Raw genomic sequence first — 24,055 nt, forward strand, 5'->3', positions numbered from 1 at the left:
ATGAGTAGACCGCTTGAAGGCATTCGCGTCTTGGAAGTCGCGATGTACGGGTTTGTTCCATCCGCAGGCGCGGTGCTGCGCGAGTGGGGCGCCGACGTCGTCAAGGTCGAACATGCGGTGACGGGTGACCCGCAACGCGGGCTGCGGCAGACCGGCCTGCTGCGCGTCGAAGGCGATCCGAACCCCAACATCGAGCACGCCAACCGGGGCAAACGCAGCATCGGGCTCGACATGTCGGTGCCCGAGGGCAAAGAGGTGCTGCTGGAACTCGCCCGCCGCGCCGACGTCTTCTTGACCAGCTTCCTGCCCGGGCATCGGCAGAAGTTCGGCATCGACGTCGACGACATCCGCGCCGTGAAACCCGACATCATCTACGCCCGCGGCAGCGCGCTGGGCCCACGCGGCGAGGAGTCGGTCAAGGGCGGGTACGACATGACCGCGTTCTGGTGCCGGGCCGGCACCGCGGCCACCATCACGCCGCCCGGCACGCCGGGCATGGTCGGCCCTCCCGGTCCGGCTTACGGCGACACCATCTCCGGCACGAACCTGGCCGGCGGGATCGCCGCGGCGCTACTGAAACGCGAGCGCACCGGCGAGCCGTCGGTGGTCGACGTCTCGCTGCTGGGCAGTGGGCTGTGGTCGCTCGGGCACACTGTCGCGCTGACCAAGCATCTCGGCCAGCGCATGGAGGCCTTCCCGCCGGGCGTGCACGGCTCGCCGATCAACCCGCTCGTCGGGCTCTACCCGACCGCCGACGACCGCTACATCTCGTTTGTGATGATGCAGCCGACCAAGTTCTGGGCTGACGTCTGCAAGCACATGGACCTCGACGAGCTCGCCGACGATCCGCGCTTCGCGACCGTCGAGTCGATCGCCGAGAACACCGAGACGGCCGCCGAGATCCTGAAGGAGGCGATGTCCAAGCGGCCGCTGGCCGAGTGGAGCGAGCGGTTCGCGACGCTGCTCGGACCGTGGGCACCGGTGCAGGACACCCTGCAGGCCGCCGAGGACGCGCAGATCCGGGCGAACGAATACATGGTGCAGGCGGGCGAACTCGAACTGGTCGCAAACCCCGTGCAGTTCGATGTCACCGCTCCGCAATCCGGTCCCGCGCCCAGCTTCGCCGAGCAAACCGACGAAATTTTGCTGGAACTCGGGTTGGATTGGGACCGCATCATCGAGCTCAAGACGGCCGGCGCGGTCACCTAGGTTCGAGGAAGAGTCTCCAATGCCCTTTGTCGCGTCGATCGGCACGTACCTGCCGTGTTGGGGTACGCCCCAACGCCGCGTGCCCGGCGACGACGAGGACGCGATCACCCTGGCCGTCGAGGCTGGCCGGGCGGCGTTGACCGCCAGCGGAGCCGTCGAGCGGGTGGTGTTGGTCAGCCGCGATCTGCCGTTGCTCGACAGCAGCAACGCGGCGGTGCTGCTCGCCGGGCTCGGGCTCGACCCGGAACTGGAGGTCGACGAGCGGCTCGGCGGTGCGCCCGCGACGCTGGACGCGGTCAGCTCCGCGCGGCCGCGGACATTGATCATCGGCACCGACCTGGACCCGGCGGGTGCGGCCGCGATCCTGACCGCAGAGCGCGGGCTGCAGGTACGCACCGCGGCCCGCGTGGCGCGCAGCCTTCCGGTGCGCACGCGCAAGTCGACCGGCGACGTGCACGACTACGGCGACCCCCGGCTCCTGCATGAACGAGGTCTCATCGCCTCGTTGGAAGCGGCATGGCTCGACACCCCGGCCGCGGTCGCGGGCGTCGACCATGCGTGGGCGGCCGAGCTGACGCTCGGTGATCCGCCCGAGTTGCCTACCACCGGCGCGAGTGCCAGCCTGTTCGCGATGGCCGGGATGTCCGAACGGAATTCGACCGGCCCCCTCGTCGCCGTCGAACAGGCCAGTCTCTCGGGCATCACTGTCACCGGCGGTGTCGCCGAGTTGCATCGGCGCGAGCCGACGGCGCGTCCCCAACCCGAGGGAACGGTCGTCGGGGACGCGGAAATCCCGATCTCGCTGGCCGCCTATGAGCGGGCCTTCGAAGCCAAGGTGCGCTGGGAAGCCGGTCGTCACCCCGATTCTGAGGAGCTGGAGTTCCCGCCCCGCTACCGGTTGGCCGACAACGGCACGCTGTCGACCGGCTATGAGCTGATTCCGTTGCCGCGCACCGGAACCGTGTACACCGAGACGACAGTGCACATCCCGGTGCCCGGTCTGCGCTCGCCCTACTCACTGGTGATCGTCGAGCTCGACGGCGTCGGCGTGCGGGCGCTGGTGAAGGTGACCGGAGCCGAGCCGGGGTCGGTTGACATCGGCACCCGCGGCCGACTGGCGCTGCGCCGCGTCGCCGTGCGGTCCGGAGTGCCCGATTACGGCTACATGTTCGAGCCGGACGCGGTGGCGGCATGAGGCGCGTAGCGGTTGTGGGCGCCGGAATGACCGCGTTCGGTGAACATTTCGCGCTCGGACTCAAGGATCTTCTGCCGATGGCGTTCGCCGAATGCGCGGCCAGCGTCGACAAGGGCTTGAAGAAATCGGACCTGCAGGCCGCCTGGTTCGGCGCAATGGGTACCGCCGACGGGTTTCCGGCCGGCATTCTGGCCGATACGCTCGGGCTGCCCGATCTGCCGGTCACTCGCGTCGAAAACTCCTGCGCCACTGGTAACGACGCAATTCGCAATGCCCTGTTCGGCGTCGCATCGGGTGCCTTCGACGTCGCGCTGGTGATGGGCGCCGACAAGCTGCGCGACACCACGTCACGAGACATGTTGTGGGAGTGGGAGGCGATGGCCCGCGACATGGCCTGGGACTACCCGCTCGGCGTGGTCTCGCCCGCCGGCTTCGCATTGCACGTCCGCCGCTACCTGCACGAGTCACATGCAACACCTGAGCACCTTGCCATGGTTGCCGTGAAGAACCACCGGCACGGCGCGAACAACCCCAAGGCGCGGCTGCGGTTCGAGATCACGATGAAACAGGCGATGGAAGCGCCGATCGTCGTCACCCCGTTTCGGCTCTACGACTGCGCGCCCCAGAGCGACGGCGCGGCCGCCCTCGTGCTCGCGGCGGAAGACGTCGTCGACCGATTCACCAACCGCCCGGTGTGGATTCGGGGCGTCGGCCTTGGCCTGGACTCCGTGATGCACCAACACAAAGCGGACATGACGACGATGCCCGCGACGGTGCGGGCCGCCAAGCAGGCTTTTGAGATGGCCAGTCTTGTTCCTGGCGATGTTCATGTTGCTGAAGTTCACGATTTCTTCACGGGCATCGAGCTGATCAGCTATGAAGATCTGGGATTCGCCGAGAGGTTCGGGGGACACAAACTCGTCGAAGCAGAAGTGACGACTATCGGCGGGGGGTTGCCCGTGAACCCGAGCGGAGGACTGAAGGCCAAGGGGCATCCGCCCGGCGCGACAGGTGTCGCGCAATGCGTCGAGCTGTTCGCACAACTTCGCGGTGAAGCCGTGAACCAGGTGGACGGTGCCCGGATCGGCCTTGCCCATAACATTGGCGGGCCAACCGCGGTCGCGGCGGTGACCATCCTGGAAGGAGACGGCAATGGCGCAGGGTAGTGGGCCGGAGCGCTGGTCTGCTGGGTTGCCGCCGTTGCGGAACCTTGCGGGGCCGATGCAGGCGGTTGGTGCGTTGTTTGCGATGTCGGCTGATGCGGTGCGGTTTGTGTTTCGGCGGCCGTTTCAGTGGCGGGAGTTTTTGGAGCAGTGTTGGTTCATTGCGCGGGTGTCGTTGGCGCCGACGTTGTTGGTGGCGATTCCGTTCACGGTGTTGGTCAGTTTCACGCTCAATATTTTGTTGCGGGAGTTGGGTGCGGCTGATCTGAGTGGGGCGGGTGCGGCGTTCGGCGCGGTGACGCAGGTGGGTCCGATCGTGACGGTGTTGATTGTGGCCGGTGCGGGGGCCACGGCGATGTGTGCTGATCTGGGTTCGCGCACGATCCGTGAGGAGATTGATGCGATGGAGGTGTTGGGCATCAATCCGGTGCAGCGGTTGGTCACGCCGCGGATGTTGGCTTCGGGGTTGGTAGCGTTGTTGCTCAACAGTTTGGTGGTGATCATCGGGATCATTGGTGGTTACACGTTTTCGGTGTTCATCCAGGACGTCAACCCGGGCGCGTTCGCGGCGGGGATCACGTTGTTGACCGGGGTGCCCGAGGTGATCATCTCGTGTGTCAAGGCGGCGTTGTTCGGGTTGATCGCGGGTCTGGTGGCGTGTTTTCGGGGGTTGACGATCACCGGTGGTGGGGCCAAGGCGGTGGGCAATGCGGTCAACGAGACGGTGGTGTATGCGTTCATGGCCCTGTTCGTGATCAACGTGGTCGTCACCGCGATCGGTATCCAGATGACGACGGGCTAGGGCGGGTTGTCGATGGGCACAGTGGCGGTGATCCGTAGCACTTATCCGCGGTTGACGCGCGGGGCGCGGCGGCCGGTGGAGTTTTTGGGTCGCATCGGCGATCACATGTTGTTTTATCTGCGGGCGTTGGCCGGGGTGCCGCATGCGGCGGTGCATTTCCGTAAGGAGATCGTGCGGTTGATCGCCGAGATCTCCATGGGTGCGGGCACGTTGGCGATGATCGGCGGCACCGTTGCGATCGTGGGGTTTTTGACGTTGGCCGCCGGCGGCACGCTGGCGGTGCAGGGGTATTCGTCGTTGGGCGATATCGGGATCGAGGCGCTGACGGGGTTTTTGGCGGCGTTCATCAATGTGCGTATCGCTGCGCCGGTGGTGGCCGGGATCGGGTTGGCGGCCACGTTCGGGGCTGGGGTGACCGCGCAGTTGGGCGCGATGCGCATCAACGAGGAGATCGACGCGCTGGAATCGATGGCGATCCGGCCGGTGGAATACCTGGTCAGCACCCGCATCGTGGCCGGGATGGTGGCGATCACGCCGCTGTATTCGATCGCGGTGATCCTGTCCTTCGTCGCGTCGCAGTTCACCACGGTAGTGTTGTTCGGCCAGTCCGGCGGCCTCTATGACCACTACTTCGACACCTTCTTGAACCCGATCGACCTGTTGTGGTCGTTCCTGCAGGCGGTGCTGATGGCGATCACCATCCTGTTGATCCACACCTACTTCGGCTACTTCGCCTCCGGCGGCCCCTCCGGCGTCGGCGTCGCGGTCGGCAACGCGGTACGCACCAGCCTGGTCGTCGTCGTCTCGGTCACCCTGCTGGTCTCCCTGTCCATCTACGGTTCCAACGGCAACTTCAACCTCTCGGGATAAGGTCGCGCCGATGAAGAGCAGTGTCGTTCGCCCACTGACGGGCCTGGGCATGATCGTGGCCATCGGCCTCATCATCGCCCTGGCCGTCAGCCTGTTCCGGGGCGATTGGGCCGATACCGTTCCGGTGACGGTGATCTCGGATCGTGCCGGGCTGGTGATGAACCCCGAGGCCAAGGTCAAGATGCGCGGCGTCCAGGTGGGCCAGGTCGACAAGATCGAAAGACGTCCCGACGGCACGGCTGCGCTTACCCTGGCGATGGATCGCTCTGCGCTGCACCTCATTCCGGGCAACGTGGACGTCGACATCACGTCGACGACCGTCTTCGGTGCGAAGTTCGTCCAGATGAACGCACCGCAGGATCCGTCGTCTCAGACGCTGCGTCCCGGGCAGGTCATCCAGAGCAAGCACGTCACGGTCGAGATCAACACCGTCTTCCAGAAACTGGTTCAGGTGCTCGACAAGATCGATCCCGCCAAGCTCAACCAGACGCTCGGAGCGATCGCGAGCGCGTTCAACGGCCGCGGCGAGAAGTTCGGCCAGACACTCGTCGACTTCAACGCGTTGCTGGCGAAGATCGAACCGAGCCTGCCGAACCTCGCCCATGACATCGAGGCCGCGGTGCCGACGCTCAGCGCCTACGGCGATGCTGCGCCGGATCTGATGTCGACGATTGAGAGCACCACGCAGATCAGCAACTCGATCGTCGATCAGCAGCAAAACCTCGACGAGTTCCTGGTCAGCGCAATCGGTTTGGCGGACATCGGCAACGAAGTGATCGGCGGGAACCGGCAGGCGCTCACCGACGTGACCCACGTGCTCCTGCCGACCGTGGAACTGCTCAGCAGGTATCGGGAGTCGCTGTGGTGCGGCATCGGTGGCCTGATCCCGTTCTCGAAGTCTGGGCCCCAGTACTCGGGCATCATCGTCAATGCCGGCCTGACACTCGGCGTGGAACGCTATCGCTATCCCGGCGACCTGCCCAAGGTCGCGGCAACGAGCGGTGGTAAGGACTACTGCCAGGAATTGGGCCTTCCGGAACTGCCACCGGAGTTCGTACCGCCGATGATCGTCGGTGACGTCGGCAACGACCCGAACCGCTACGGAAACGCCGGCATCCTGCTGAACTCCGAGGGCCTCAAAAACTGGCTGTTCGGGCCACTCGACGGCCCACCCCGTAACACCTCGCAGATTGGGATGCCGGGATGACGCGTTCAACGGGCACGCTGATCAAATTCAGCATCTTCGCATTGGTGATGACGGTGCTGACCGCCTTCCTGTTCGTCGTGTTCAGTGAGTCGAGAACCGGTTCGACGGAGAGCTATTCGGCCGTCTTCAACGATGCGTCGCGGCTCGAGGCGGGCGACAGCGTGCGGATCGCCGGCATCCGCGTCGGGACCGTGCAGGACGTTTCGCTGCAGGCTGATCGGAAGGTGCTGGTCAAGTTCGACGCCGACCGCAGCACCAAGCTGACCACCGGCACCAAGGCCGCCATCCGCTATCTCAACCTGGTCGGCGACCGCTACCTGGAGCTCATCGACACCCCGGACTCCGCGAAGATCCTGCCAGCCGGCGCTCAGATTCCGGAGAGTCGCACCGCCCCCGCACTCGACCTCGACCTGCTGCTCGGCGGCCTGAAACCCGTTATCCAGGGGCTGAATCCCGAAGATGTCAACGGTCTCACCTCTTCGCTGATCCAGATCCTGCAGGGTCAGGGCGGCACCCTGGAATCGTTGCTGTCGAAATCGTCGTCGTTCACCAACTCCCTCGCGGACAACAATCAGGTCATCGAGCAGTTGATCGACAGTCTGCGCACCACACTCGACACCTTGTCCAAAGACGGCGACGACTTCTCGGGCGCTATCGACAGGCTCAGCCGGCTCATCGAGGGCCTCTCGGCCGACCGCGATCCGATCGGTACCGCGATCGAGTCCCTGGACAACGGGACGACGTCGCTCGCCGATCTGCTCGGCCGGGCACGGTCACCGCTGAACAACACCGTTGATCAGCTGGCCCGACTGGCCCCGTTGGTCAACACCGACTTGGAACGCCTCGACGCGACGATCCAGCGCCTGCCCGAGATCTACCGCAAGCTCGCGCGCGTCGGCTCCTACGGGGCGTTTTTCCCGTACTACATCTGCGGCGTCACGTTCCGGGCCAGCGATCTCGAGGGCCGCACCGTGGTGTTCCCGTGGATCCGGCAAGAAACGGGAAGGTGCGTGGACGAGTAATGCTCAATTACCGCGGAGCACAGCTGATGAGGGCGGGCTTCATCGGCGTGGTCCTGATCATTTTGGTCATCACTGTCGGCCTGCAACCCGAACGGCTGATTACCTGGGCGACCTCGCTTCGGTATGAGGCGCTGTTCACCGAGGCGGGCGGTCTCGTGAGCGGTAACGATGTGACCGTGTCGGGTATCAAGGTCGGCTCGGTCTCGTCGGTCGAGCTCGTCAACGGCGATGCGCTGGTCGGCTTCACCATCGACGGCAAGTACGCGCTCGGCTCCGACACCACCGCGGATATCCGAACCGGCACGCTGCTCGGCGAGCGGGTGCTGGCACTGGAGTCCGACGGTAGCGGGACGTTGGATCGGAGCCGACCGATTCCGACGTCGCGAACGACGTCGCCGTACTCGCTGACCGACGCGGTTAGCGACCTGACCGCCAACACCGCCGCGACAGACACCGACACGCTCAATCAGTCACTGGACACCCTGGCGGCCAGCCTCGATCAGATTGCACCGCAACTGGGTCCGACATTCGACGGGCTCTCGCGATTGTCCCAGTCGCTCAACAACCGCAACGAAAGCCTCGCCGAGCTGCTGCGGACCGCCGGGGATGTCACCGGGATCTTCGCGGAGCGCAGCAAGCAGGTCAACGAGCTGATTCTCAATTCCAACGATCTGCTCGCGGTGCTCAACGAGCGCCGTTATGCGATCACCAGCCTGCTCAACGCCACTTCGGCGGTGTCTCAGGAGTTGACCGGCATAGTCGCCGACAACGAGAAAGAGTTGGCGCCGGCGTTGGAGCACCTGAACACGGTCGTCGCGATGCTGGAGAAGAACCGCGACAACCTCGCCAAGATGTTGCCCGGCGCGGCCAAGTACTACATCACGCAGGGCGAGATCGTGGCCAACGGCGCCTACTACAACGCGCTGGTGCCCAACCTGGTGTTCGGCCAGATCCTGCAGCCGTTCATGGACTACGCGTTCGGGTTCCGACGCGGCATGGACGCCGGCCAACCGCCGGACCAGGCGGGCCCGCGGGCCGAACTGCCCTTCCCCCGCAACGGAATTCCTCAGCCAGGAGACCTTCCCGATGATGGCAACCCGTAAGCGGCTGGTGGCCAGCACAGCGATCCTGCTGGCCATCGGTCTGGTCGCCGGCGCGGCGTTCCTGGTGCGCCAGGCGTTCTTCGGGCCGATCACCATCACCGCATACTTCCCCACGGCGACGGCGATCTACCCGGGCGACGAAGTACGGGTGTCCGGCGTGCAGGTCGGCACGATCGAATCCATCACACCCGAGGGCACCGAGACGAAGATGACCCTCAAAGTCGATCGGGGCGTGCCCATTCCGGCCGACGCCAAAGCGGTGATCGTCGCGCAAAACCTCGTCGCGGCCCGCTACGTGCAACTCACCCCGGCCTACCGCAAGGGGGATGGGCCGACCATGCCGGACGGCGCGGTCATTCCCAGCGACCGGACCGCCGTTCCGGTGGAGTGGGACGAGGTCAAGACCCAGTTGATGCGACTGTCGACGGAATTGGGTCCGCAGACCGGAGTTTCGGACACGTCGGTGTCCCGGTTCATCGACAGCGCAGCCAACGCGATGGGTGGCAACGGCGACAAACTCCGCCAGACGCTGGCCCAACTGTCCGGTGCCGCACGGATTTTCGCCGAAGGCAGCGGAAACATCGTCGACATCATCAAGAACCTGCAGATATTCGTTTCCGCGCTGCGCGACAGCAAGCAGCAGATCGTGATGTTCGAGAATCGGCTGGCGACCTTGACCAGCGTCCTCGACGAGAGCAGGTCGTCTCTGGACGCCGCGCTGTCGAACCTGTCCGTGGCGATCGGGGAGGTGCAGCGCTTCGTCGCCGGCAGTCGGGAGCAGACCACCGAGCAGGTCCAGCGGCTGGCCAACCTCACCCAGATCCTGGTCGATCACCGCCTGGATTTCGAGAACGTGCTGCACATCACGCCGAATGCGATCGCGAACTTCCAGAACATCTACTACCCGAACGGTGGTTCGGTGACCGGCGCATTCTCGCTGGTCAACTTCACCAACCCGGTGCAGATGATCTGCGGCATGGTCGGCGCGGTCGCCAACACCACCGCGCCGGAGACCGCGAAGTTGTGCGCGCAGTACCTGGGCCCGGCGCTGCGACTGCTGAACGTCAACAACGTCCCGTTGCCGATCAACGCGTATCTGCGACCGGCGGTGAGCCCGGATCGGATCATCTACACGGATCCCAAGCTCGCGCCGGGCGGTTCAGGGCCGGAGGACCCGCCCGAACCGCCGCCGACGGTGTCCGCGTACACCGGCGCGGGTGATGTGCCGCCGCCGCCGGGCTGGGGACCGAAGCCTCCCGGGCCGCCAGGACTGTACACAACCGACGATGATGCGCCCGCAACTCCGTCGCCGGCACTGTTCCCCGGCGCGCCGATTCCCGGTCCGCCCAACGTGGTGAGCGACGTGCCCGCACAGCCGCAGAGCATCGAAGGCATGCTGCTCCCGCCGTCCGCGGCGCCGGCCGCTCCGCCACCGGTAGCGCCGAACACACCCCTGTTGCCTGCGGAAGGGACGCCTCCAGCATGATCCGCGGACATGTGAAGCGATGGACGGTCGCCGGATCCGCCCTGGCGCTGATGCTGACCGGCTGCTCCTTTCAGGGGGTGAACTCACTGCCACTGCCCGGCGCCGTGGGTCGTGGTCCCGACGCCGCTACCTACCACATCGAGGTCGCCAATGTGGCGACGCTGGAAGCGAACTCGCCGGTGATGATAGACGACGTGGTCGTCGGCAGCGTCCGCAAGATGACGGTCGACGACTGGCACGCCGACGTCGAGATCTCGGTCAAACCCGGCGTGGCGGTGCCCGCCAATGCGGTGGCGACGGTGGGACAGACGAGCCTGCTCGGCTCGATGCACCTCGCGCTCAACCCGCCGCTGGGCGAAAAGCCGCAGGGTCGACTCGCGCCCGGCGCCACGATCCCGCTGAGCGACACATCGACCTATCCGTCCACCGAGCGGACGCTGTCCTCGTTGGCCACCGTGGTCAACGGCGGCGGACTCGGCCAAATCGGCGACGTCATCCACAACTTCAACACCGCGCTGAACGGGCGGGAGCCGCAAATTCGCGAGCTGCTCACCCGGCTGGACAACTTCGTCGGAGTGCTCGACAGTCAGCGTGACAACATCATCGCCTCGATCCAGCAACTCAACCGCGTCGCAGGCACATTCGCCAATCAGCGCGACACGATCGACCGCGCGCTCAAGGAGATCCCCCCGGCGTTGGATGTGCTGATCAAGGAACGGCCGAAGCTGACCACCGCGCTGGAGAAGCTCGGCCAGTTCGGTGACACCGCCGCCGGCCTGGCCAACGATGCCGGCGACGCCCTGGTGAAGGATCTCGAGAATCTCGGTCCGGTGCTCGGCGCGCTAGCCGACATCGGACCCGACCTCAATCTCGCACTCCTGTGGACCACGGCGTTCCCCTACGGGCCGACCTTCGCCGACCGGATCACCCGCGGTGATTACATCAACCTCTACGCCATCTTCGACCTCACCTACCCGCGGCTGAAGAAGACGCTTCTGCTCGGCACCCGGTGGGGCGACGAGGACGCCAAACTCATTCCGGCGCCCGGCGACCCGTACTACCTGAACTACTCCTACAGCCCGATGTCGCTCGGGGTTGCCCCGCCGCCGTATTCTGCGCCGCCGCCCGAGGGTGGCCCCCCGGCCGCCCCCGCGGCCGCGCCGCCGATACCACCGGCGACCGGACCGCTGCTGCCGGTCGCGCCGCCGCCGCCGGCCGCGCCTTGGCTGCCGCAAGCGACGATCAGCACGTCGGCGCAGATCTTTGCGGGTCCGTATGGGGCCGAAGCGCCCCCAGCACCTGCTCCGGCTGAGCCCCAACCGACTCCGGGAGGTGGTGGCTGATGCTGACCCGCTTTGTACGAAATCAGTTGATCATCTTCACCATTGCCTCGATCGTCGGTGTGACGGTGATGTTGTTCGTCTACATGCGGGTGCCGACCCTGCTCGGCATCGGTCGACTGACGGTGACCATGGAGTTGCCCGCCGCGGGCGGCCTCTATCGCTTCGGCAACGTCACCTACCGTGGCGTGCAGATCGGCAAGGTCACGGAGGTGAAGCTGACCGAGAACGGGGCCGAGGCGACGTTGTCGCTCGACACGTCGCCGAAGGTCCCCGCGGACCTGCAGGCCGAGGTGCGCAGTGTTTCGGCCGTCGGCGAGCAGTACGTGGATCTGCGCCCGCGCATCGACTCCGGGCCGTATCTGCAGGACGGGTCGCGAATCTCGGTCTCCGACACCACAATTCCACAGGAGATCGGTCCGGTGCTGGAGGGAATCAACAAGCTGGTCGGCAGTATTCCTGGCGACCGAATCTCCGATCTGCTCGACGAGTCGTTCAAGGCGTTCAACGGGGCGGGCCCCGATTTCCAGTCGCTGCTGGACTCGGCGGCCAAGGTGAGTGCCGAGGCCAACACCGTCTCCGACCAGACCCGTGGGTTGATCGACGACAGTGGGCCACTACTTGATTCGCAGGCCGAGACTGCCGAGTCGATCCGCACTTGGGCGAAAAGCCTTGCGGGCGTGACCGGTCAACTCCAGCAGAACGATCCGGAGATCCGGACGCTGCTGCAGCAGGGACCCGGCTTCGCGCAGGAGGTTTCGACGCTGCTGAACCAAGTCAAGCCGACGCTGCCGATCCTGCTGGCCAATCTCACCACCGTGGGTCAGATCCTGCTCACCTACAACCCGTCGTTGGAGCAGCTCCTGGTGATCTTCCCGGGCATCATCGCTGCGCAGCAGTCGTTCGGGCTTCCGCAGAACAACCCGACCGGCCTGCCCACGGGCGACTTCGCGCTCACCATCAACGACCCGCCGCCGTGCACGGTCGGCTTCCTGCCGCCGTCGAGCTGGCGGTCGCCCGAGGACACGACCTCCATCGACACCCCGGACGGGCTGTACTGTAAGCTGCCGCAGGATTCGCCGATCGCGGTGCGCGGTGCCCGAAACTACCCCTGCATGGCTCATCCAGGCAAGCGGGCGCCGACCGTCGAAATCTGCAATGACCCCAAGGGATATCAGCCGTTGGCCATGCGTCAGCACACGCTGGGCGCCTATCCCATCGATCCGAACCTCATTTCGCAAGGTATCCCGCCCGACGACCGGGTGGACTTCTCCGAGCGGCTCTATGCACCGGTGGAGGGCACTCCGCTGCCGCCGGGTGCTGCGCCGTCGGGAACGCCGCCCGGCATGCCGCCCCCGCCGCCCCCCGTCGCCGGTGCACCCGTACACGGCGCGGCATCTGCACCGCCCGCGCCGGCAGCAGCCCAGGCGCCGGTCGCACCGCCGCCACCACCCGGTAACTCCATCAACGGGACGCCGATTCCGCCGCCGCCAGCGGCGCCAGCGTCGGGCGGGGCAACGGCGGTGGCGCCGAGCGCCCACAGCAGCAACGCTTCCGGCGGGCCATCGGTCGCCGTCGCGCACTACGATCCGCAAACGGGTGAGTACATGACGCCCGACGGCCTGCTGCAGCAGCAGACGAATCTGGCGACGAACGAACCGAAATCGTGGAAGGACCTACTACCGACGTGATCGCACGCCGGTTCGGTCAGATTTTCTGTACCTTGACCGGCATTTCGATCACGACGGGGTGATTGGTGCCACACGCCCCGCTGGGCCCCTTGGTCTGATCGCGGCCGATGAGGAAGTCGGTGTTCTTGGTCATTCGCTGATTGATGGTGGGATTCCAGCCCAACAAAATGAACTTCTGGTGGCCGGGGGAGGTGCTGCCGTCGGGGCACCGAAGCCAGTCGGGGATGTCGTGATCGATATACCAGAAGTCGTCGAGCCGAATGGTCGCAGTCCAGCCGAGATCGCTGTGCACGACGCCCGTGCACTCGATCGGGCTGACACAGTCGGTGCTGATCGTCCAGGTCTGAACAACGGTCTTCTGGTCGAAGAAGACGTCGGCGCCACCGGGCGCCATGCCCCGCTTCGCCCATTCCCCGTCGGACATCACCCGATAGGTGCCGTTGAGCGCAACTTGGAAATCGTCGGCGTGCGCCGGCGTCGTGGCGCTTAGACTTCCGACCAGAGCGATTGCCGCGGCGCCCGCGGCCAGACCTACTGCACGCATGCCGAAAGCCTATCGTGGCCAGTGCATATCCTCTCCGAAAGGGAGAATTTCGTTCCCCGCGTATGTGACAATGGCGCAGTGCGATCCGTCGTCGCAGTGTTGGCTGCCTTGGTGACTCCCGCGTTGCTTTCCGGTGCGCCCCCCGCGGGCGCACAACCCGCGCTGCCGCCGCTGCCGCCGCCGGGCGCCGAATGCAGGAGCCCCAACTGCACGCCGGGCATCCGGCCGGGCGTCGTGCTGGGTTCCTACTGCAACAACACCACCTACTACGTGTTCGGGGTGACGTCGTGGGGACGCTTGGTGTTCTGCGGATCTCCGCGCCGCTACGAGCCGCGCTGGTTCCGATCACCGGAGATGCACGGCGTCAAACTGGAGAACGATCTGTGTCCCGGGATGGACGGCGAGGTCGCCCAGGCGCCCGACGGTCTCTTCCTTACCTGCGTGGCGAAGGACGGCCGAACGTACTGGGAGCGCGGGGACCTCTGAGCCGTTCTACCTGAACGCCGAGACTGCGCACAGACCACCGAAACCGCGAAAAGTACTATCTCCCCGCAGTTTCGGCGCCGGGCGCGGTTCAGCCGATCGGCTTGAACTCGATGTTGATCTCCGTCAGCCCACGCAGAATGAACGTCGGTTCGTAGAGGTACCGACGGGCGTCGATCGGCCCGTGCTTCTCCTCACTGACCGTGATGTCGGCCATCCGGTCGAGGATGCGCTCGATCGAGACCCGGCCCTCGACACGCGCGAGCGGTGCGCCGGGGCAGGAGTGGATGCCGCGGCTGAACGCAATGTGCTCGCGTACGTTCTTGCGGTCGAGTGAGAACTCGTGCGGGTTGTCGAACCGCTTGGGGTCGCGGTTGGCCGCGCCGGGGCTGACCATCACCGTGGTTCCCGCGGGCACCGGGGTGTCTCCGAGAGTCGTTGTCTTACGGGCCATCCGGAACACGCTCTTGACGGGGCTGTCCATCCGCAGGCACTCCTCGACGAAGACCGGGATGAGGCTGCGGTCGTCGCGCAACTGCTGCTGGATGTCGGGCCGGTCACTGAGCACCCGCATGGCGGCGCCGAGCAGTTTGGCGGTGGTCTCCTGGCCGGCTGCGAACAGGAACGTCGCGGTGCGGACCACGTCGACCACTTCGGGCGTCGATCCGTCCGGGTACTTCGCGGTGGCGATCGAGGTGAGCACGTCGTCGCGGGGGTTCTCCCGGCGCTCCTCGATGTAGCGCGCGAACTTCTCGTCGGCCCACTCGAGCGGGTTGGTCGCGATCACCTCGTGATCGAGGCCGCCGATGTTCGATCCCGGGCGCTGCGCGCCGAACGAGTCGCGGAACGCCTCGTGGTCCTCCTCGGGAACACCGAGCAGGTCAGCAACGACCAACAGCGAGAACGGTTTCGCGTACGCGGCGAGGAACTCGCAGCGGCCGTCGGCGATGAACTCATCGATGTGGCGGTCGGCCAACCGCCACATGAAGTCCTCGTTCTCCTTGAGGCGCTTGGGCGTCAGCAATCGGGCCAGGATGGACCGCGCGTCGGTGTGCTGCGGCGGGTCCATCGTGACCATGTGCTCGAACATCGGGATCTCGGTGCGGTGTTTCTCCAGTTGCTCGCAGATGTCGTCACCCTCGGGCGTGAACGGCATCGGCGTGAACGGACCCATCACCGCAACACAGGACGAGTAGTTCTCGCTGTCCTTGTAGACGCTGTTGGCGGCGTCCCAACCGGTCACCGCGAGCACGCCGTTGTCGATCGGACAACAGACCGGGTCCTTCGACCGGATGTGGTCGTAATAGGGGTGCGGGTCGGGAACGAGGGAGGGATCGGTGAAGTAGTCAACCGAATCGAAATCTGTGGTCATGGTCTGTAAGCCCTCCAGGGTCAACGCTTACCCGCGTGGTGATGAGCGGACGTCGCCGCTCACTGAATTACTTGACTGAATATGCTGAGCACTTGCTTAGCATGGGGTTAAGGTCGGGGTCAAGGTCACACGACGGGCCCGCCACTACGATCGGCGTGTCGGATGGGGCGGGAAAGAGAAATGATCAAATGACAACGGCTTCTGGGCCGGCGCGAAGGATCGGAGCGCCGGACGCGAAGAACCGCGGCGTGCTGCTCGACGCCGCCGAACAGTTGCTCCTCGAGGAGGGCTACGCGGCGGTCACGTCGCGACGGGTGGCGGACAAGGCGGGCCTCAAACCGCAACTCGTGCACTACTACTTCCGCACCATGGAAGATTTGTTCCTGGCGGTCTTTCGCCGGATGGCGGAGGCGGGCCTCGAAATGCTCACCGAGGCGCTCGCGTCGCCGCAGCCGCTGTGGGCGCTGTGGCGGTTCAGCACCCAGCCGGAAGCCACCCGGCTGACGATGGAGTTCATGGGCCTGGCCAATCACCGCAAGGCGCTACGGGCCGAGATCATCTACTACGCCGAACGGTTCCGCGAAGAGCAGAACAAGGCGATCGCCGCCGCGCTCCAGCGGTACGGCGCACAGACCAGCGAAGTGCCGCCGGTGGTGTGGACGGTGTTCGCGACCAGCGTGTCGCAGGCGCTGGTGGTGGAACGGGCGCTCGGCATGACGACCGGCCACGCCGAGACATTCGCGTTCTGCGAGAAGTGGATTCGTCAGCTGGAGGGTGAACCGCTTCCGGCCGATCGCACGAGTCCGCCGGCTGGTCACCAGTTCCGGATCGAGCAGAGCGCGCCCTTCGGACCCTGATGGGTGGCGACGACCACCCCGTCCACCGCGAGCACGCAGTGGATGTTCGGCGTCGCCTCGCCGGGCCCGCTGGTCGCCGTGACCATCGCCCATCGATTCGGGTCGGCCAGTTGCACGTCCAGGTTCCACTGCTGATCGGGGCCGACCTGGGCCTGGACCTTCGGGCTGAACTCGTAGGGATTGTGGCTGTACGCGGCCCAGTTCGGCGGGTCGACGTCGCGGTAGTAGATGTCGACGTAGAACGGTTGCTCGGCGAAGACGGAGTACTTGACGTTGTGCAACGGTGGCGGTGGCGGAGGACCCTGCGCCACGGCCGGCGCGTTGACCGACAGCACGCCGCCGGCCGTCAGCGCGGTTGCTGCCACGACAGCGAGCAAAGCGGGCCGGGCCGGGCGACGGGGGCTGCGCGCGAAGATCATTTCCGGATCTTAGAACGATGTTCGCGGGTCAGGCCCCGAATCGAGAACCGCATCAGCGCGCGAGGATCGTCGCCGACGCGGTGCCGGGCGCGCCGTACACCTGGGCCAATCCCACCTTGGGCTCGCCGGGCACCTGGCGGTCGCCGGCCTCGCCGCGCAACTGCCGGACGAGTTCGTGCACCTGCCGCAGCCCCGAGGCCCCGATCGGCTCACCGTTGGCGATCAACCCGCCGTCGGTGTTGATCGGCAGCGAGCCGTGGATCTCGGTGGCGCCGTCGGCGAGCAGCTTCTCCTGCTCGCCGTCGGCGCACAGGCCGGTCTCAGCCATGTGGATGACCTCGGCGCCCGCATCCGTGTCCTGCAGCTGGGCGACGTCGACGTCCTCGGGGCCCAGGCCCGCGGCCTCATAGGCCGCCTTGGCGGCGTACACGGTCGGGGAGGCGTCCTCGTCCAGCGGCGCTGACGTGGCGTGGACTTCGTAGGCGCCGAAGCGGCGGGTGCGAATCTCGGTGGCCCGCACGTACACCGGCTTGTCGGTGAAGCGGTGCGCGATGTCACCGCGGCACATGATGACCGCCGCGGCGCCCTCGTCGGGCGCGCAGAACATGTACTGCGTCAGCGGATAGTTCAGCACCGTGGAGTTGAGGATCTCCTCTTCCGGAATTGGCTTGCGGCGAAACGCGTTCGGGTTCAATGCACCGTTGCGGAAGTTCTTGGCCGCCACCTTGGCCAGCGTGCCCTGCGAGATGCCGTGCTTGTGAAGGTAGTGGTTGGCCTTCATCCCGAAGAACTTGGTGGTGACGAACTGGCCGTTCTCGGCGTACCACTGGGGCAGTGCCAGTTTGGCCGGGTCGTCGGTGAACGCCCCGCGCGGATGCTTGTCCAGGCCGATCGCAATGCCGATGTCGTACTTGCCGAGCCGGATGGTGTCGGCGGTCTGCTGAATCGCGCTCGCGGCGGTGGCACATGCGTTGAACACGTTGGTGAACGTGATGCCGGTCAGGCCGACCAGGCGAGTCACCGCGTCGGGATTGGAAACCTCATAGCTGCCCCCGAAACCGAACTGGATGTCCTTCCAGTCCACGCCGGCGTCGGTGAGCGCGGTCTGGATGGCCTCGGCGCCCATCTCCATCGCCGTCTTCGGGAATCGACCGAACGGGTGCAACCCCACGCCGATGATCGCCACGTCGTTTGTCATCTCGGTACTCCTGGGTCTAGACGGGCTTGAAGGCGAAGGTGACGACCTCGTGGCCGTCGTCGTCGGTGGTGAACGGCACCATCGTCAGCTCAACGTCCATACCGAACTCCAGCTTGGCAGGGTCGTTCTCGGTGAGCCGGCCCTCCACGCGGATGACGTCCTCGAGCTGGACCAGCCCGACGCCGAAAGGCACGAAGTCGTTGCCGGTCGGGCCCTTGTAGGGCGCGCCCGGCGGAAATCCCTGCGTCGTCCACGCCACCAGCGTGCCGCGTCGGGGCAGCTTGAGTTCGGACATCTCCCCGGCGCTGCACCGCGGGCAGCGCTGCTGGACCGGGAACGCGGTGGCGCCGCATGCGCCGCACCGGCTTCCGATCAGCTGCGGGTTGTCATCGGGCCAGGTCGAGATTTCGGGCGCGAGCGCCACTTGCTGTGTCGGCACGCGCCGACGATAACCGGAAATGACGTTCTCGTCTAGAGAGAACCTAATCGTCACCCGAGCGCGCCGGCTGTTAGCCTGCGCGGTGTGGACGATGACAAAGCGCAGATCACCGAGGTGCTCATCCGCTACGCGACCGGAATCGACTCTAAGGACTGGGCGCTGTTTCGCACATGCTGGGCCGACGACGTCGACATCGACTACGGCGACCTCGGTCGGCACAACGATCCCGACGACTTCACCACGCTGATGGAGCAGATCCACGGCGGCATGGGGCAGACGTATCACCGCATCTCCAACGCGGTGGTGCACGTCGACGGGAACAGCGCGACGGCGCGGTCCTACGTGCACGCGATACTGCAGGCGGTCCCCGGGGATTCGGCGAGCTGGATCGACGCGCTCGGCCACTACGACGACGAACTCGCCCGCACCGCCGAGGGATGGCGCATCGTCAAGCGCACCACCAACATCGCGCGGGTGATGAGCGCGGCGCAGTGACGTCCGAGTTCGCCGCGCGGTACGGGCCGTGGGCCGTGATCGCCGGAGCGTCGGAGGGTATCGGTGCCGCGCTGGCCGACCAGTTGGCCGAACGCGGACTCGATGTCGTGCTGATCGCCCGCAACGGCCCCCTGCTCGAGGAGGTCGCCGCCCGGCTCCGCGATCGACACGGCGTCCAGACCCGTGTCGTCGTCCAGGACCTGACCTCGCCCGACGTGGTGACGCAGCTGGCCGCGGCCACCGACGACCTCGAGATCGGGCTGCTGGTCTACAACGCCGGCGCCTCCGACCGCACGAACACGTTCCTGGACAACGAGATCGACTACTCGCTCAAACAGGTGGCGCTGGACTGCGTCGGGCCGATGGGTTTGGCCCATCACTTCGGCTCGGCGATGCGGGCGCGCGGCCGCGGCGGCATCGTGATCGTCGCGTCGCTGGCCTGCCTGGCCGGCTCGGCCACTCTCGCGGTGTACTCCGCGGTCAAGGCGTTCCAGCACACCTTCGCCGAAGGACTGTGGGCCGAGTTGCGCCCGCACAATGTCGATGTGTGTTGCACACCGCTCGGCATGACCTACACCCCGGCGTTGGCGCGGATGGGTGTCGAGCACGACCCGCAGACGCAGATGCGCTCCGAGGACGTCGCCCGCGAAATCATCGAAAACATCGGCAACGGGCCGACCTTCGTGGTGGGCGAGAACAACCGGGCGATGGCCCAGCAGGTGTGGACGGTCGACCGGCGCACACTCGTCGAGATGATCAGCGCGGCGTCAACGGATTTCGCCGCCAAGAGGAAGGGTTGACATGCGCGCGGTGGTGCTACGCGACGGCAAGCTCGACGTCCGTGAGACGGCCGATCCGGAACCCGGCCCCGGCGAGGCCGACGGCCGACTCGCCCTCGTTGTGCACCACGGGGCGTCATGACGATCCTGCCCGGGCCGATCCGTCAGATCGGTTATGTCGTCACCGATATCGACCGGGCGATCGAGAGCTGGCTGGAGCTCGGTGTCGGCCCCTGGTTCGTCATGCGGAACCTGACGCTGGCCGCCCGATACCGGGGCGAGCCGTGTGAGATCACCCAGTCGCTGGCGCTGAGCAACAGCGGCGACATGCAGCTCGAGCTGATTCAGCAGCACAGCGAGGCGCCGAGCATCTTCACCGAGTTCCTCGACGCCAGCGGTGAGGGCTTTCACCAGTTTGCTTACTGGGCAACTGATTTCGATGAAACCATGCAGGCCGTGGCCCGGGCCGGCTGGCCAGTCGTATGGTCGGGCGGCGAGGACGTCGGCACCCGCTTCGCCTACGTCGAACCACCCTCCAGCCCCGCACAGGTCATCGAGATCATGGAGCTCAACGAGGTTAACAGCGGCATGGCGCAGTTCGTCCGCGGTGCCGCCGAGAACTGGGATGGCAGCGAGCCGATCCGGGTGCTGGGCGGGTGACCCGCGCGCGAGCGTGCGCAAAGTGATGAAAATCTGCGGTGTGTCATGTGCAGACATGCACGCTCGCGGAAACGACTGAGAGCTATTTGGCGCGGTTCATCGCCTTGTCGGCGGCCGCCCAATGCTCGTCGGACACCCACAGCCGCGCGAACGCGTCGACGGCCTCGTCGGTGGAGGCGCCCTTCATCACACGCTTGATCTCGCCCGCCGCACGGTGCGCGAGTTGGCGGGCGATCGCGCGCCACTCGTCGTCGAACGACTCGCGCGCCAGCACCCGGTCGATCAAGCCGATCCGCTCGGCCTCGGCGGCCGAAAGGATGGTGCCGGTACCGGCGAGCAGCAGCGCCTTGCTGTAGCCGACGAGCGGCACCAACCGCTCGGCTCCGCCCCATGCCGGCATGATCTCGAGCGCCACCTGGTTGAAGCCGATCTTGATGTCGGATGCGGCCAGGCGAATGTCGGCCGCGACGGCGAACTCCGCGCCGCCGCCGAGCGCGTGCCCGTTGAGGACGGCGACGGTGACGCCGGGGAAGGTTGCGATGCGGTCGCACACCGAACGCATGCGCCGTGCCATGGCGGCCGCATCGGCCTCGGTGCGCAGCGCGGCCAGGAGTTTGAGATCGCCGCCCGACACGAAAGCGCGATCGCCGGCGCCTTTGACCACCAGTGCCGTGGCGCCCTGTGCTCCGTCGAGCGCGGTATGCAGCTGCTCCATGGTCTCCGGTGCGATCGCATTGCGTGCCTGCGGGCGATCGATGGTGATGACCGCCAAACCGTCGTCCAACTCGAGGTCGACCATCAAACGTTCTCCATTTGCGGTATTGGCATTCTCGAAATCAGAGAATAACATCGCCTCGAGTCGGAGCTGCCGCCCAAGTGTGGGGAGTCCATGCGCAACATTCCGGTCGAGCTGACCAAACGCTACGAGGAAGAAGGCTGGTGGACCCCCGAAACGCTCGGTGAGTTGTTGGCCCGCAATCTGGCCGCACATCCGGACATCGGGTTTTGGGTGCACTCCGATGTGCGTCCGTTCGCCGGCACCTTCGCCGACGTCGAGTTGCGGGCCCGACGCCTGGCTGCGGGCCTGCGCAAGCGGGGGGTGGGACCGGGCGATGTGGTCGCGCTGCAGCTGCCCAACTGGATGGAGGCTGCGGTCGCGTTCTGGGCGTCCACGTTCCTGGGCGCGGTCGTGGTGCCGATCGTGCACTTCTACGGCCGCAAGGAACTCGGCCACATCCTGTCGACGTCGCGGCCGAAGGTCTTCATCACTGCACGGGAGTTCGGTCGGATGGCGTTCCAGCCGGACCTGGCCGCGGCCGTGCCGATCGTCGGCCTGGTGGGAGAGCTCAGCTTCGACGAGCTTCTCGACGACGAGCCGATGACAGGGACGCTGTCGGCCGATCCGGCGGGCCCTGCGTTGATCGCGTTCACCTCGGGGACCACGAACAACCCGAAAGGCGTTGTGCACAGCCATCAGACGCTGGGTTTCGAAACCCGGCAGCTGCTGGAGAACTACCCCAAGGACCGCGGCAGGCAGTTGACCGCGACGCCGGTGGGGCACTTCATCGGCATGGTCGGCGCGTTTCTCATCCCGGTGCTCGAGGGTGCGTCGATCGACCTGTGCGACGTGTGGGATCCCGGCAAGGTGCTCGAACTCATGGAGGCTGAGGGCATTTCGATCGGCGGCGGGCCGCCGTACTTCGTCACCAGCCTGCTCGACCATCCGAACTGCACAGACGCGCATCGCTCCCGGTTCACCACCGTCGGCCTCGGCGGATCCACCGTTCCGGCTGCGGTGACCCGCCGGCTTGCCGACATGGGCTTCTTCGTGTTCCGGTCCTACGGCAGCACCGAGCATCCGTCGATCACGGGATCCAGGCCGACGGCGCCGGAGGACAAGCGGCTCTACACCGACGGCGATCCGCGTCCCGGCGTGGAGATCAAGCTCACCGAGGACGGCGAAATCCTTTCGCGCGGACCGGATCTGTGCCTCGGCTACACCGACGAGGCGCTGACCGCGCGGGCGTTCGACGACGAGGGCTGGTACCACACCGGCGACATCGGCGTGCTGGACGACGACGGTTATCTCACCATCACCGACCGCAAGGCCGACGTCATCATCCGCGGCGGGGAGAACATCTCCGCCCTCGAGGTCGAAGAGGTGCTGTTGAGCATGCCGAGCGTCGCAGAGGCAGTCGTGGTGGCCGCACCCGACGACCGGCTGGGGGAGCGGGCGGCCGCGGTGCTGCGCATCCGCGACGGCCATGACATGCCGACGCTGGACGAGGTGCGCGCGCACTTCAAGGCCGCGGGCGTCGCGATCCAGAAGTGGCCGGAGGAGCTGCACCGGATCCCGGAGGGGCAGGACTATCCGCGCACGGCCAGCGGCAAGGTGCAGAAGTTCCGCGTCCGTGACGAGGTGCGGCGTGCGCGGTGACACAGCGCGCGGCGTTGCGATTCCGGCGTGAATGAGAATAGGATTCTCCCGAGAGGAAAAGGAGTGTTCCATGGGACAACTTTCACACCGGGTGGATATACCGTTTCCGCTGTTCGATGCGGACAACCACCTCTATGAGCCGCCGGAGGCGATGACCAAGTACCTCCCGAAGGAGTACAAGGACATCGTCCAGTACGTCGAGATCAACGGCCGCACCAAGATCGCGATCAAGGGACAGATCAGCAACTACATCCCGAACCCGACGTTCTCCCACGTCGCCAAGCCCGGCGCCTGGGAGGAGTACTTCAAGTTCGGTAACCCCGACGGGAAGAGCAAGCGCGAACTCTTCGGTGAGCCGATGCGGTCCATCCCGGCGTTCTTCGAACCCGGGCCGCGGCTGGAGCTGATGAACGAGCTCGGCGTCGACCGCTCGCTGATGTTCCCGACGCTGGCGAGCCTCATCGAGGAGCGGTTGCGCGATGACCCGGTGGCGATCCACGTCATCATCCACTCGCTGAACCAGTGGCTCGACGAGGTCTGGGGTTTCAACTACCAGAACCGCATCTTCACCACCCCGGTGATCACGCTGCCGATCGTCGAGAAGGCGATCGAGGAGTTGGAGTGGGCGGTCAAGCGCGGCGCCCGCGCCATCCTCATCCGGCCGGCGCCGGTGCCCGGCTTCCGCGGTCCGCGGTCGTTCGCGCTGCCCGAGTTCGATCCGTTCTGGGAGCGGGTCGTCCACCACGACATCTTCGTCGGCATGCACTCCTCCGACAGCGGTTACTCCCGCTACACCTCGGAGTGGGACGGCGCTGCGCAGGAGATGCTGCCGTTCCAGACCAACGCGATGTCGATCCTCAACGAGTGGCGCCCGATCCAGGATGCCGTGGGCTCCTGGGTGATTCACGGGGCGCTGTTCCGGCATCCCAAGCTCAAGGTCGGCATCGTCGAGGCCGGTTCGAAGTGGATGTTCCCGCTGCTGGACTCGATGGCCGAGGTGTACAAGAAGGCCCCAGAGGCCTTCTTGGGCAACCCGGTCGAGGAGATCAAGAACCGCATCTACGTCAGCCCGTTCTACGAGGAGGGCATCGACGACCTGATCAACCTGATCGGCGTGGAGCAGGTGCTCTACGGCTCGGACTGGCCGCACCCGGAGGGTCTCGCGGAGCCGACCCACTACGTGACCGCGCTCGAGCACCTCTCGGTTGAGGATCAGGCGAAGATCATGGGCGGCAACCTCGGCCGCCTCGTCACCGTGTGACGTACCGAAACACCGCGCTACGA

The 24,055-nt window shown here is 66.1% G+C and carries 24 protein-coding genes; 18 read left to right on the forward strand and 6 right to left on the reverse strand.

The window, feature by feature from the left end; genetic code table 11:
- Genes G6N18_RS00140 through G6N18_RS00190 form a run of 11 tightly spaced genes read left to right on the forward strand, consistent with a single transcriptional unit; the run spans position 1 to position 13,088 of the window.
- The gene (locus tag G6N18_RS00140; protein ID WP_083006891.1) at positions 1-1,209 is read left to right on the forward strand and encodes a CaiB/BaiF CoA transferase family protein; all 1,209 of its coding nucleotides are present in this window, start codon (positions 1-3) and stop codon (positions 1,207-1,209) included.
- Positions 1,210-1,228: 19 nt separating this feature from the next.
- Complete coding sequence (locus tag G6N18_RS00145) at positions 1,229-2,404, forward strand: OB-fold domain-containing protein (RefSeq protein ID WP_067218788.1); 1,176 nt, start codon at positions 1,229-1,231, stop codon at positions 2,402-2,404.
- Positions 2,401-3,570, forward strand: coding sequence for a thiolase C-terminal domain-containing protein (locus tag G6N18_RS00150; protein ID WP_083006894.1), 1,170 nt, complete (start codon positions 2,401-2,403; stop codon positions 3,568-3,570). Before G6N18_RS00145 ends, G6N18_RS00150 begins: the two co-directional genes overlap by 4 nt.
- The gene (locus tag G6N18_RS00155; protein WP_163689769.1) at positions 3,557-4,369 is read left to right on the forward strand and encodes an MlaE family ABC transporter permease; all 813 of its coding nucleotides are present in this window, start codon (positions 3,557-3,559) and stop codon (positions 4,367-4,369) included. The genes G6N18_RS00150 and G6N18_RS00155 overlap by 14 nt, the downstream gene beginning before the upstream one ends.
- Before the next feature lie 12 nt (positions 4,370-4,381).
- Entirely contained in the window at positions 4,382-5,239 is an 858-nt protein-coding gene (locus G6N18_RS00160; RefSeq protein ID WP_163689771.1) for an MlaE family ABC transporter permease, read from the forward strand.
- 10 nt (positions 5,240-5,249) lie between these two features.
- Complete coding sequence (locus G6N18_RS00165) at positions 5,250-6,446, forward strand: MCE family protein (RefSeq protein WP_083005946.1); 1,197 nt, start codon at positions 5,250-5,252, stop codon at positions 6,444-6,446.
- Complete coding sequence (locus G6N18_RS00170) at positions 6,443-7,468, forward strand: MCE family protein (protein ID WP_067224713.1); 1,026 nt, start codon at positions 6,443-6,445, stop codon at positions 7,466-7,468. Before G6N18_RS00165 ends, G6N18_RS00170 begins: the two co-directional genes overlap by 4 nt.
- Positions 7,468-8,571 (forward strand): MCE family protein, encoded by a 1,104-nt coding sequence (locus tag G6N18_RS00175; RefSeq protein ID WP_083005949.1) that lies wholly within the window; start codon positions 7,468-7,470, stop codon positions 8,569-8,571. The genes G6N18_RS00170 and G6N18_RS00175 overlap by 1 nt, the downstream gene beginning before the upstream one ends.
- The gene (locus G6N18_RS00180) at positions 8,555-10,057 is read left to right on the forward strand and encodes an MCE family protein (RefSeq protein WP_083005953.1); all 1,503 of its coding nucleotides are present in this window, start codon (positions 8,555-8,557) and stop codon (positions 10,055-10,057) included. The genes G6N18_RS00175 and G6N18_RS00180 overlap by 17 nt, the downstream gene beginning before the upstream one ends.
- Complete coding sequence (locus G6N18_RS00185; RefSeq protein ID WP_083005956.1) at positions 10,054-11,400, forward strand: MCE family protein; 1,347 nt, start codon at positions 10,054-10,056, stop codon at positions 11,398-11,400. Before G6N18_RS00180 ends, G6N18_RS00185 begins: the two co-directional genes overlap by 4 nt.
- Entirely contained in the window at positions 11,400-13,088 is a 1,689-nt protein-coding gene (locus tag G6N18_RS00190; RefSeq protein WP_083005960.1) for an MCE family protein, read from the forward strand. Before G6N18_RS00185 ends, G6N18_RS00190 begins: the two co-directional genes overlap by 1 nt.
- A 16-nt stretch (positions 13,089-13,104) precedes the next feature.
- On the opposite strand, the gene G6N18_RS00195 is transcribed toward G6N18_RS00190, so the two are convergent.
- The gene (locus G6N18_RS00195) at positions 13,105-13,632 is read right to left on the reverse strand and encodes an Rv2253/PknI dimerization domain-containing protein (RefSeq protein WP_067224725.1); all 528 of its coding nucleotides are present in this window, start codon (positions 13,630-13,632) and stop codon (positions 13,105-13,107) included.
- 78 nt (positions 13,633-13,710) lie between these two features.
- Here G6N18_RS00195 and G6N18_RS00200 point away from each other — a divergent pair, with 78 nt between their 5' ends.
- On the forward strand, positions 13,711-14,118 hold the full coding sequence (locus G6N18_RS00200; RefSeq protein ID WP_083005963.1) for a hypothetical protein: 408 nt from the start codon (positions 13,711-13,713) through the stop codon (positions 14,116-14,118).
- A gap of 88 nt (positions 14,119-14,206) precedes the next feature.
- Here the strand turns inward: G6N18_RS00200 and G6N18_RS00205 are convergent, their stop codons facing one another.
- Positions 14,207-15,487 (reverse strand): cytochrome P450, encoded by a 1,281-nt coding sequence (locus tag G6N18_RS00205; protein ID WP_083005967.1) that lies wholly within the window; start codon positions 15,485-15,487, stop codon positions 14,207-14,209.
- A 188-nt stretch (positions 15,488-15,675) separates the two neighbouring features.
- On the opposite strand from G6N18_RS00205, the gene G6N18_RS00210 reads away from it, so the two are divergent.
- On the forward strand, positions 15,676-16,344 hold the full coding sequence (locus tag G6N18_RS00210) for a TetR/AcrR family transcriptional regulator (protein ID WP_083005970.1): 669 nt from the start codon (positions 15,676-15,678) through the stop codon (positions 16,342-16,344).
- On the opposite strand, the gene G6N18_RS00215 is transcribed toward G6N18_RS00210, so the two are convergent.
- Genes G6N18_RS00215 through G6N18_RS00225 form a run of 3 tightly spaced genes read right to left on the reverse strand, consistent with a single transcriptional unit; the run spans position 16,302 to position 18,400 of the window.
- Positions 16,302-16,763, reverse strand: coding sequence for an Rv2576c family protein (locus tag G6N18_RS00215; RefSeq protein ID WP_083005973.1), 462 nt, complete (start codon positions 16,761-16,763; stop codon positions 16,302-16,304). The genes G6N18_RS00210 and G6N18_RS00215 overlap by 43 nt on opposite strands.
- A gap of 52 nt (positions 16,764-16,815) precedes the next feature.
- On the reverse strand, positions 16,816-17,961 hold the full coding sequence (locus G6N18_RS00220) for a thiolase family protein (protein WP_083005975.1): 1,146 nt from the start codon (positions 17,959-17,961) through the stop codon (positions 16,816-16,818).
- A 16-nt stretch (positions 17,962-17,977) separates the two neighbouring features.
- The gene (locus tag G6N18_RS00225) at positions 17,978-18,400 is read right to left on the reverse strand and encodes a Zn-ribbon domain-containing OB-fold protein (RefSeq protein ID WP_083005977.1); all 423 of its coding nucleotides are present in this window, start codon (positions 18,398-18,400) and stop codon (positions 17,978-17,980) included.
- Positions 18,401-18,484: 84 nt separating this feature from the next.
- Here G6N18_RS00225 and G6N18_RS00230 point away from each other — a divergent pair, with 84 nt between their 5' ends.
- The 3 genes from G6N18_RS00230 to G6N18_RS00240 all read left to right on the forward strand — a co-directional run bounded on the left by G6N18_RS00230 (position 18,485) and on the right by G6N18_RS00240 (position 20,334).
- Positions 18,485-18,895 (forward strand): nuclear transport factor 2 family protein, encoded by a 411-nt coding sequence (locus tag G6N18_RS00230; protein ID WP_083005979.1) that lies wholly within the window; start codon positions 18,485-18,487, stop codon positions 18,893-18,895.
- Positions 18,892-19,695 carry an SDR family NAD(P)-dependent oxidoreductase gene (locus G6N18_RS00235; RefSeq protein WP_234806236.1) on the forward strand — a complete coding sequence of 268 codons (804 nt, stop codon included), beginning with the start codon at positions 18,892-18,894 and terminating at the stop codon, positions 19,693-19,695. Before G6N18_RS00230 ends, G6N18_RS00235 begins: the two co-directional genes overlap by 4 nt.
- A 117-nt stretch (positions 19,696-19,812) precedes the next feature.
- Positions 19,813-20,334 carry a VOC family protein gene (locus G6N18_RS00240; RefSeq protein ID WP_083005983.1) on the forward strand — a complete coding sequence of 174 codons (522 nt, stop codon included), beginning with the start codon at positions 19,813-19,815 and terminating at the stop codon, positions 20,332-20,334.
- 82 nt (positions 20,335-20,416) lie between these two features.
- Here G6N18_RS00240 and G6N18_RS00245 read toward each other — a convergent pair whose 3' ends face one another.
- The gene (locus tag G6N18_RS00245) at positions 20,417-21,133 is read right to left on the reverse strand and encodes an enoyl-CoA hydratase/isomerase family protein (RefSeq protein ID WP_083005985.1); all 717 of its coding nucleotides are present in this window, start codon (positions 21,131-21,133) and stop codon (positions 20,417-20,419) included.
- Between the two features lie 90 nt (positions 21,134-21,223).
- Between G6N18_RS00245 and G6N18_RS00250 the strand changes: the two genes are divergently transcribed.
- Positions 21,224-22,771 (forward strand): AMP-binding protein, encoded by a 1,548-nt coding sequence (locus G6N18_RS00250; RefSeq protein WP_083005987.1) that lies wholly within the window; start codon positions 21,224-21,226, stop codon positions 22,769-22,771.
- A gap of 70 nt (positions 22,772-22,841) precedes the next feature.
- The gene (locus G6N18_RS00255) at positions 22,842-24,032 is read left to right on the forward strand and encodes an amidohydrolase family protein (RefSeq protein ID WP_067224756.1); all 1,191 of its coding nucleotides are present in this window, start codon (positions 22,842-22,844) and stop codon (positions 24,030-24,032) included.
- Positions 24,033-24,055 lie beyond the last annotated feature (23 nt).

This window comes from Mycolicibacterium celeriflavum (assembly GCF_010731795.1).
Classification (GTDB): domain Bacteria; phylum Actinomycetota; class Actinomycetes; order Mycobacteriales; family Mycobacteriaceae; genus Mycobacterium; species Mycobacterium celeriflavum.

Excerpts from the sequence above, each read along its gene's own strand:
- G6N18_RS00140 (WP_083006891.1), top strand. The coding sequence starts at position 1 with ATGAGTAGACCGCTTGAAGGCATTCGCGTCTTGGAAGTCGCGATGTAC.
- G6N18_RS00145 (WP_067218788.1), top strand. The coding sequence starts at position 1,229 with ATGCCCTTTGTCGCGTCGATCGGCACGTACCTGCCGTGTTGGGGTACG.
- G6N18_RS00150 (WP_083006894.1), top strand. The coding sequence starts at position 2,401 with ATGAGGCGCGTAGCGGTTGTGGGCGCCGGAATGACCGCGTTCGGTGAA.
- G6N18_RS00155 (WP_163689769.1), top strand. The coding sequence starts at position 3,557 with ATGGCGCAGGGTAGTGGGCCGGAGCGCTGGTCTGCTGGGTTGCCGCCG.
- G6N18_RS00160 (WP_163689771.1), top strand. The coding sequence starts at position 4,382 with ATGGGCACAGTGGCGGTGATCCGTAGCACTTATCCGCGGTTGACGCGC.
- G6N18_RS00165 (WP_083005946.1), top strand. The coding sequence starts at position 5,250 with ATGAAGAGCAGTGTCGTTCGCCCACTGACGGGCCTGGGCATGATCGTG.
- G6N18_RS00170 (WP_067224713.1), top strand. The coding sequence starts at position 6,443 with ATGACGCGTTCAACGGGCACGCTGATCAAATTCAGCATCTTCGCATTG.
- G6N18_RS00175 (WP_083005949.1), top strand. The coding sequence starts at position 7,468 with ATGCTCAATTACCGCGGAGCACAGCTGATGAGGGCGGGCTTCATCGGC.
- G6N18_RS00180 (WP_083005953.1), top strand. The coding sequence starts at position 8,555 with ATGATGGCAACCCGTAAGCGGCTGGTGGCCAGCACAGCGATCCTGCTG.
- G6N18_RS00185 (WP_083005956.1), top strand. The coding sequence starts at position 10,054 with ATGATCCGCGGACATGTGAAGCGATGGACGGTCGCCGGATCCGCCCTG.
- G6N18_RS00190 (WP_083005960.1), top strand. The coding sequence starts at position 11,400 with ATGCTGACCCGCTTTGTACGAAATCAGTTGATCATCTTCACCATTGCC.
- G6N18_RS00195 (WP_067224725.1), bottom strand. The coding sequence starts at position 13,632 with ATGCGTGCAGTAGGTCTGGCCGCGGGCGCCGCGGCAATCGCTCTGGTC.
- G6N18_RS00205 (WP_083005967.1), bottom strand. The coding sequence starts at position 15,487 with ATGACCACAGATTTCGATTCGGTTGACTACTTCACCGATCCCTCCCTC.
- G6N18_RS00210 (WP_083005970.1), top strand. The coding sequence starts at position 15,676 with ATGACAACGGCTTCTGGGCCGGCGCGAAGGATCGGAGCGCCGGACGCG.
- G6N18_RS00215 (WP_083005973.1), bottom strand. The coding sequence starts at position 16,763 with ATGATCTTCGCGCGCAGCCCCCGTCGCCCGGCCCGGCCCGCTTTGCTC.
- G6N18_RS00220 (WP_083005975.1), bottom strand. The coding sequence starts at position 17,961 with ATGACAAACGACGTGGCGATCATCGGCGTGGGGTTGCACCCGTTCGGT.
- G6N18_RS00240 (WP_083005983.1), top strand. The coding sequence starts at position 19,813 with ATGACGATCCTGCCCGGGCCGATCCGTCAGATCGGTTATGTCGTCACC.
- G6N18_RS00245 (WP_083005985.1), bottom strand. The coding sequence starts at position 21,133 with ATGGTCGACCTCGAGTTGGACGACGGTTTGGCGGTCATCACCATCGAT.
- G6N18_RS00250 (WP_083005987.1), top strand. The coding sequence starts at position 21,224 with ATGCGCAACATTCCGGTCGAGCTGACCAAACGCTACGAGGAAGAAGGC.
- G6N18_RS00255 (WP_067224756.1), top strand. The coding sequence starts at position 22,842 with ATGGGACAACTTTCACACCGGGTGGATATACCGTTTCCGCTGTTCGAT.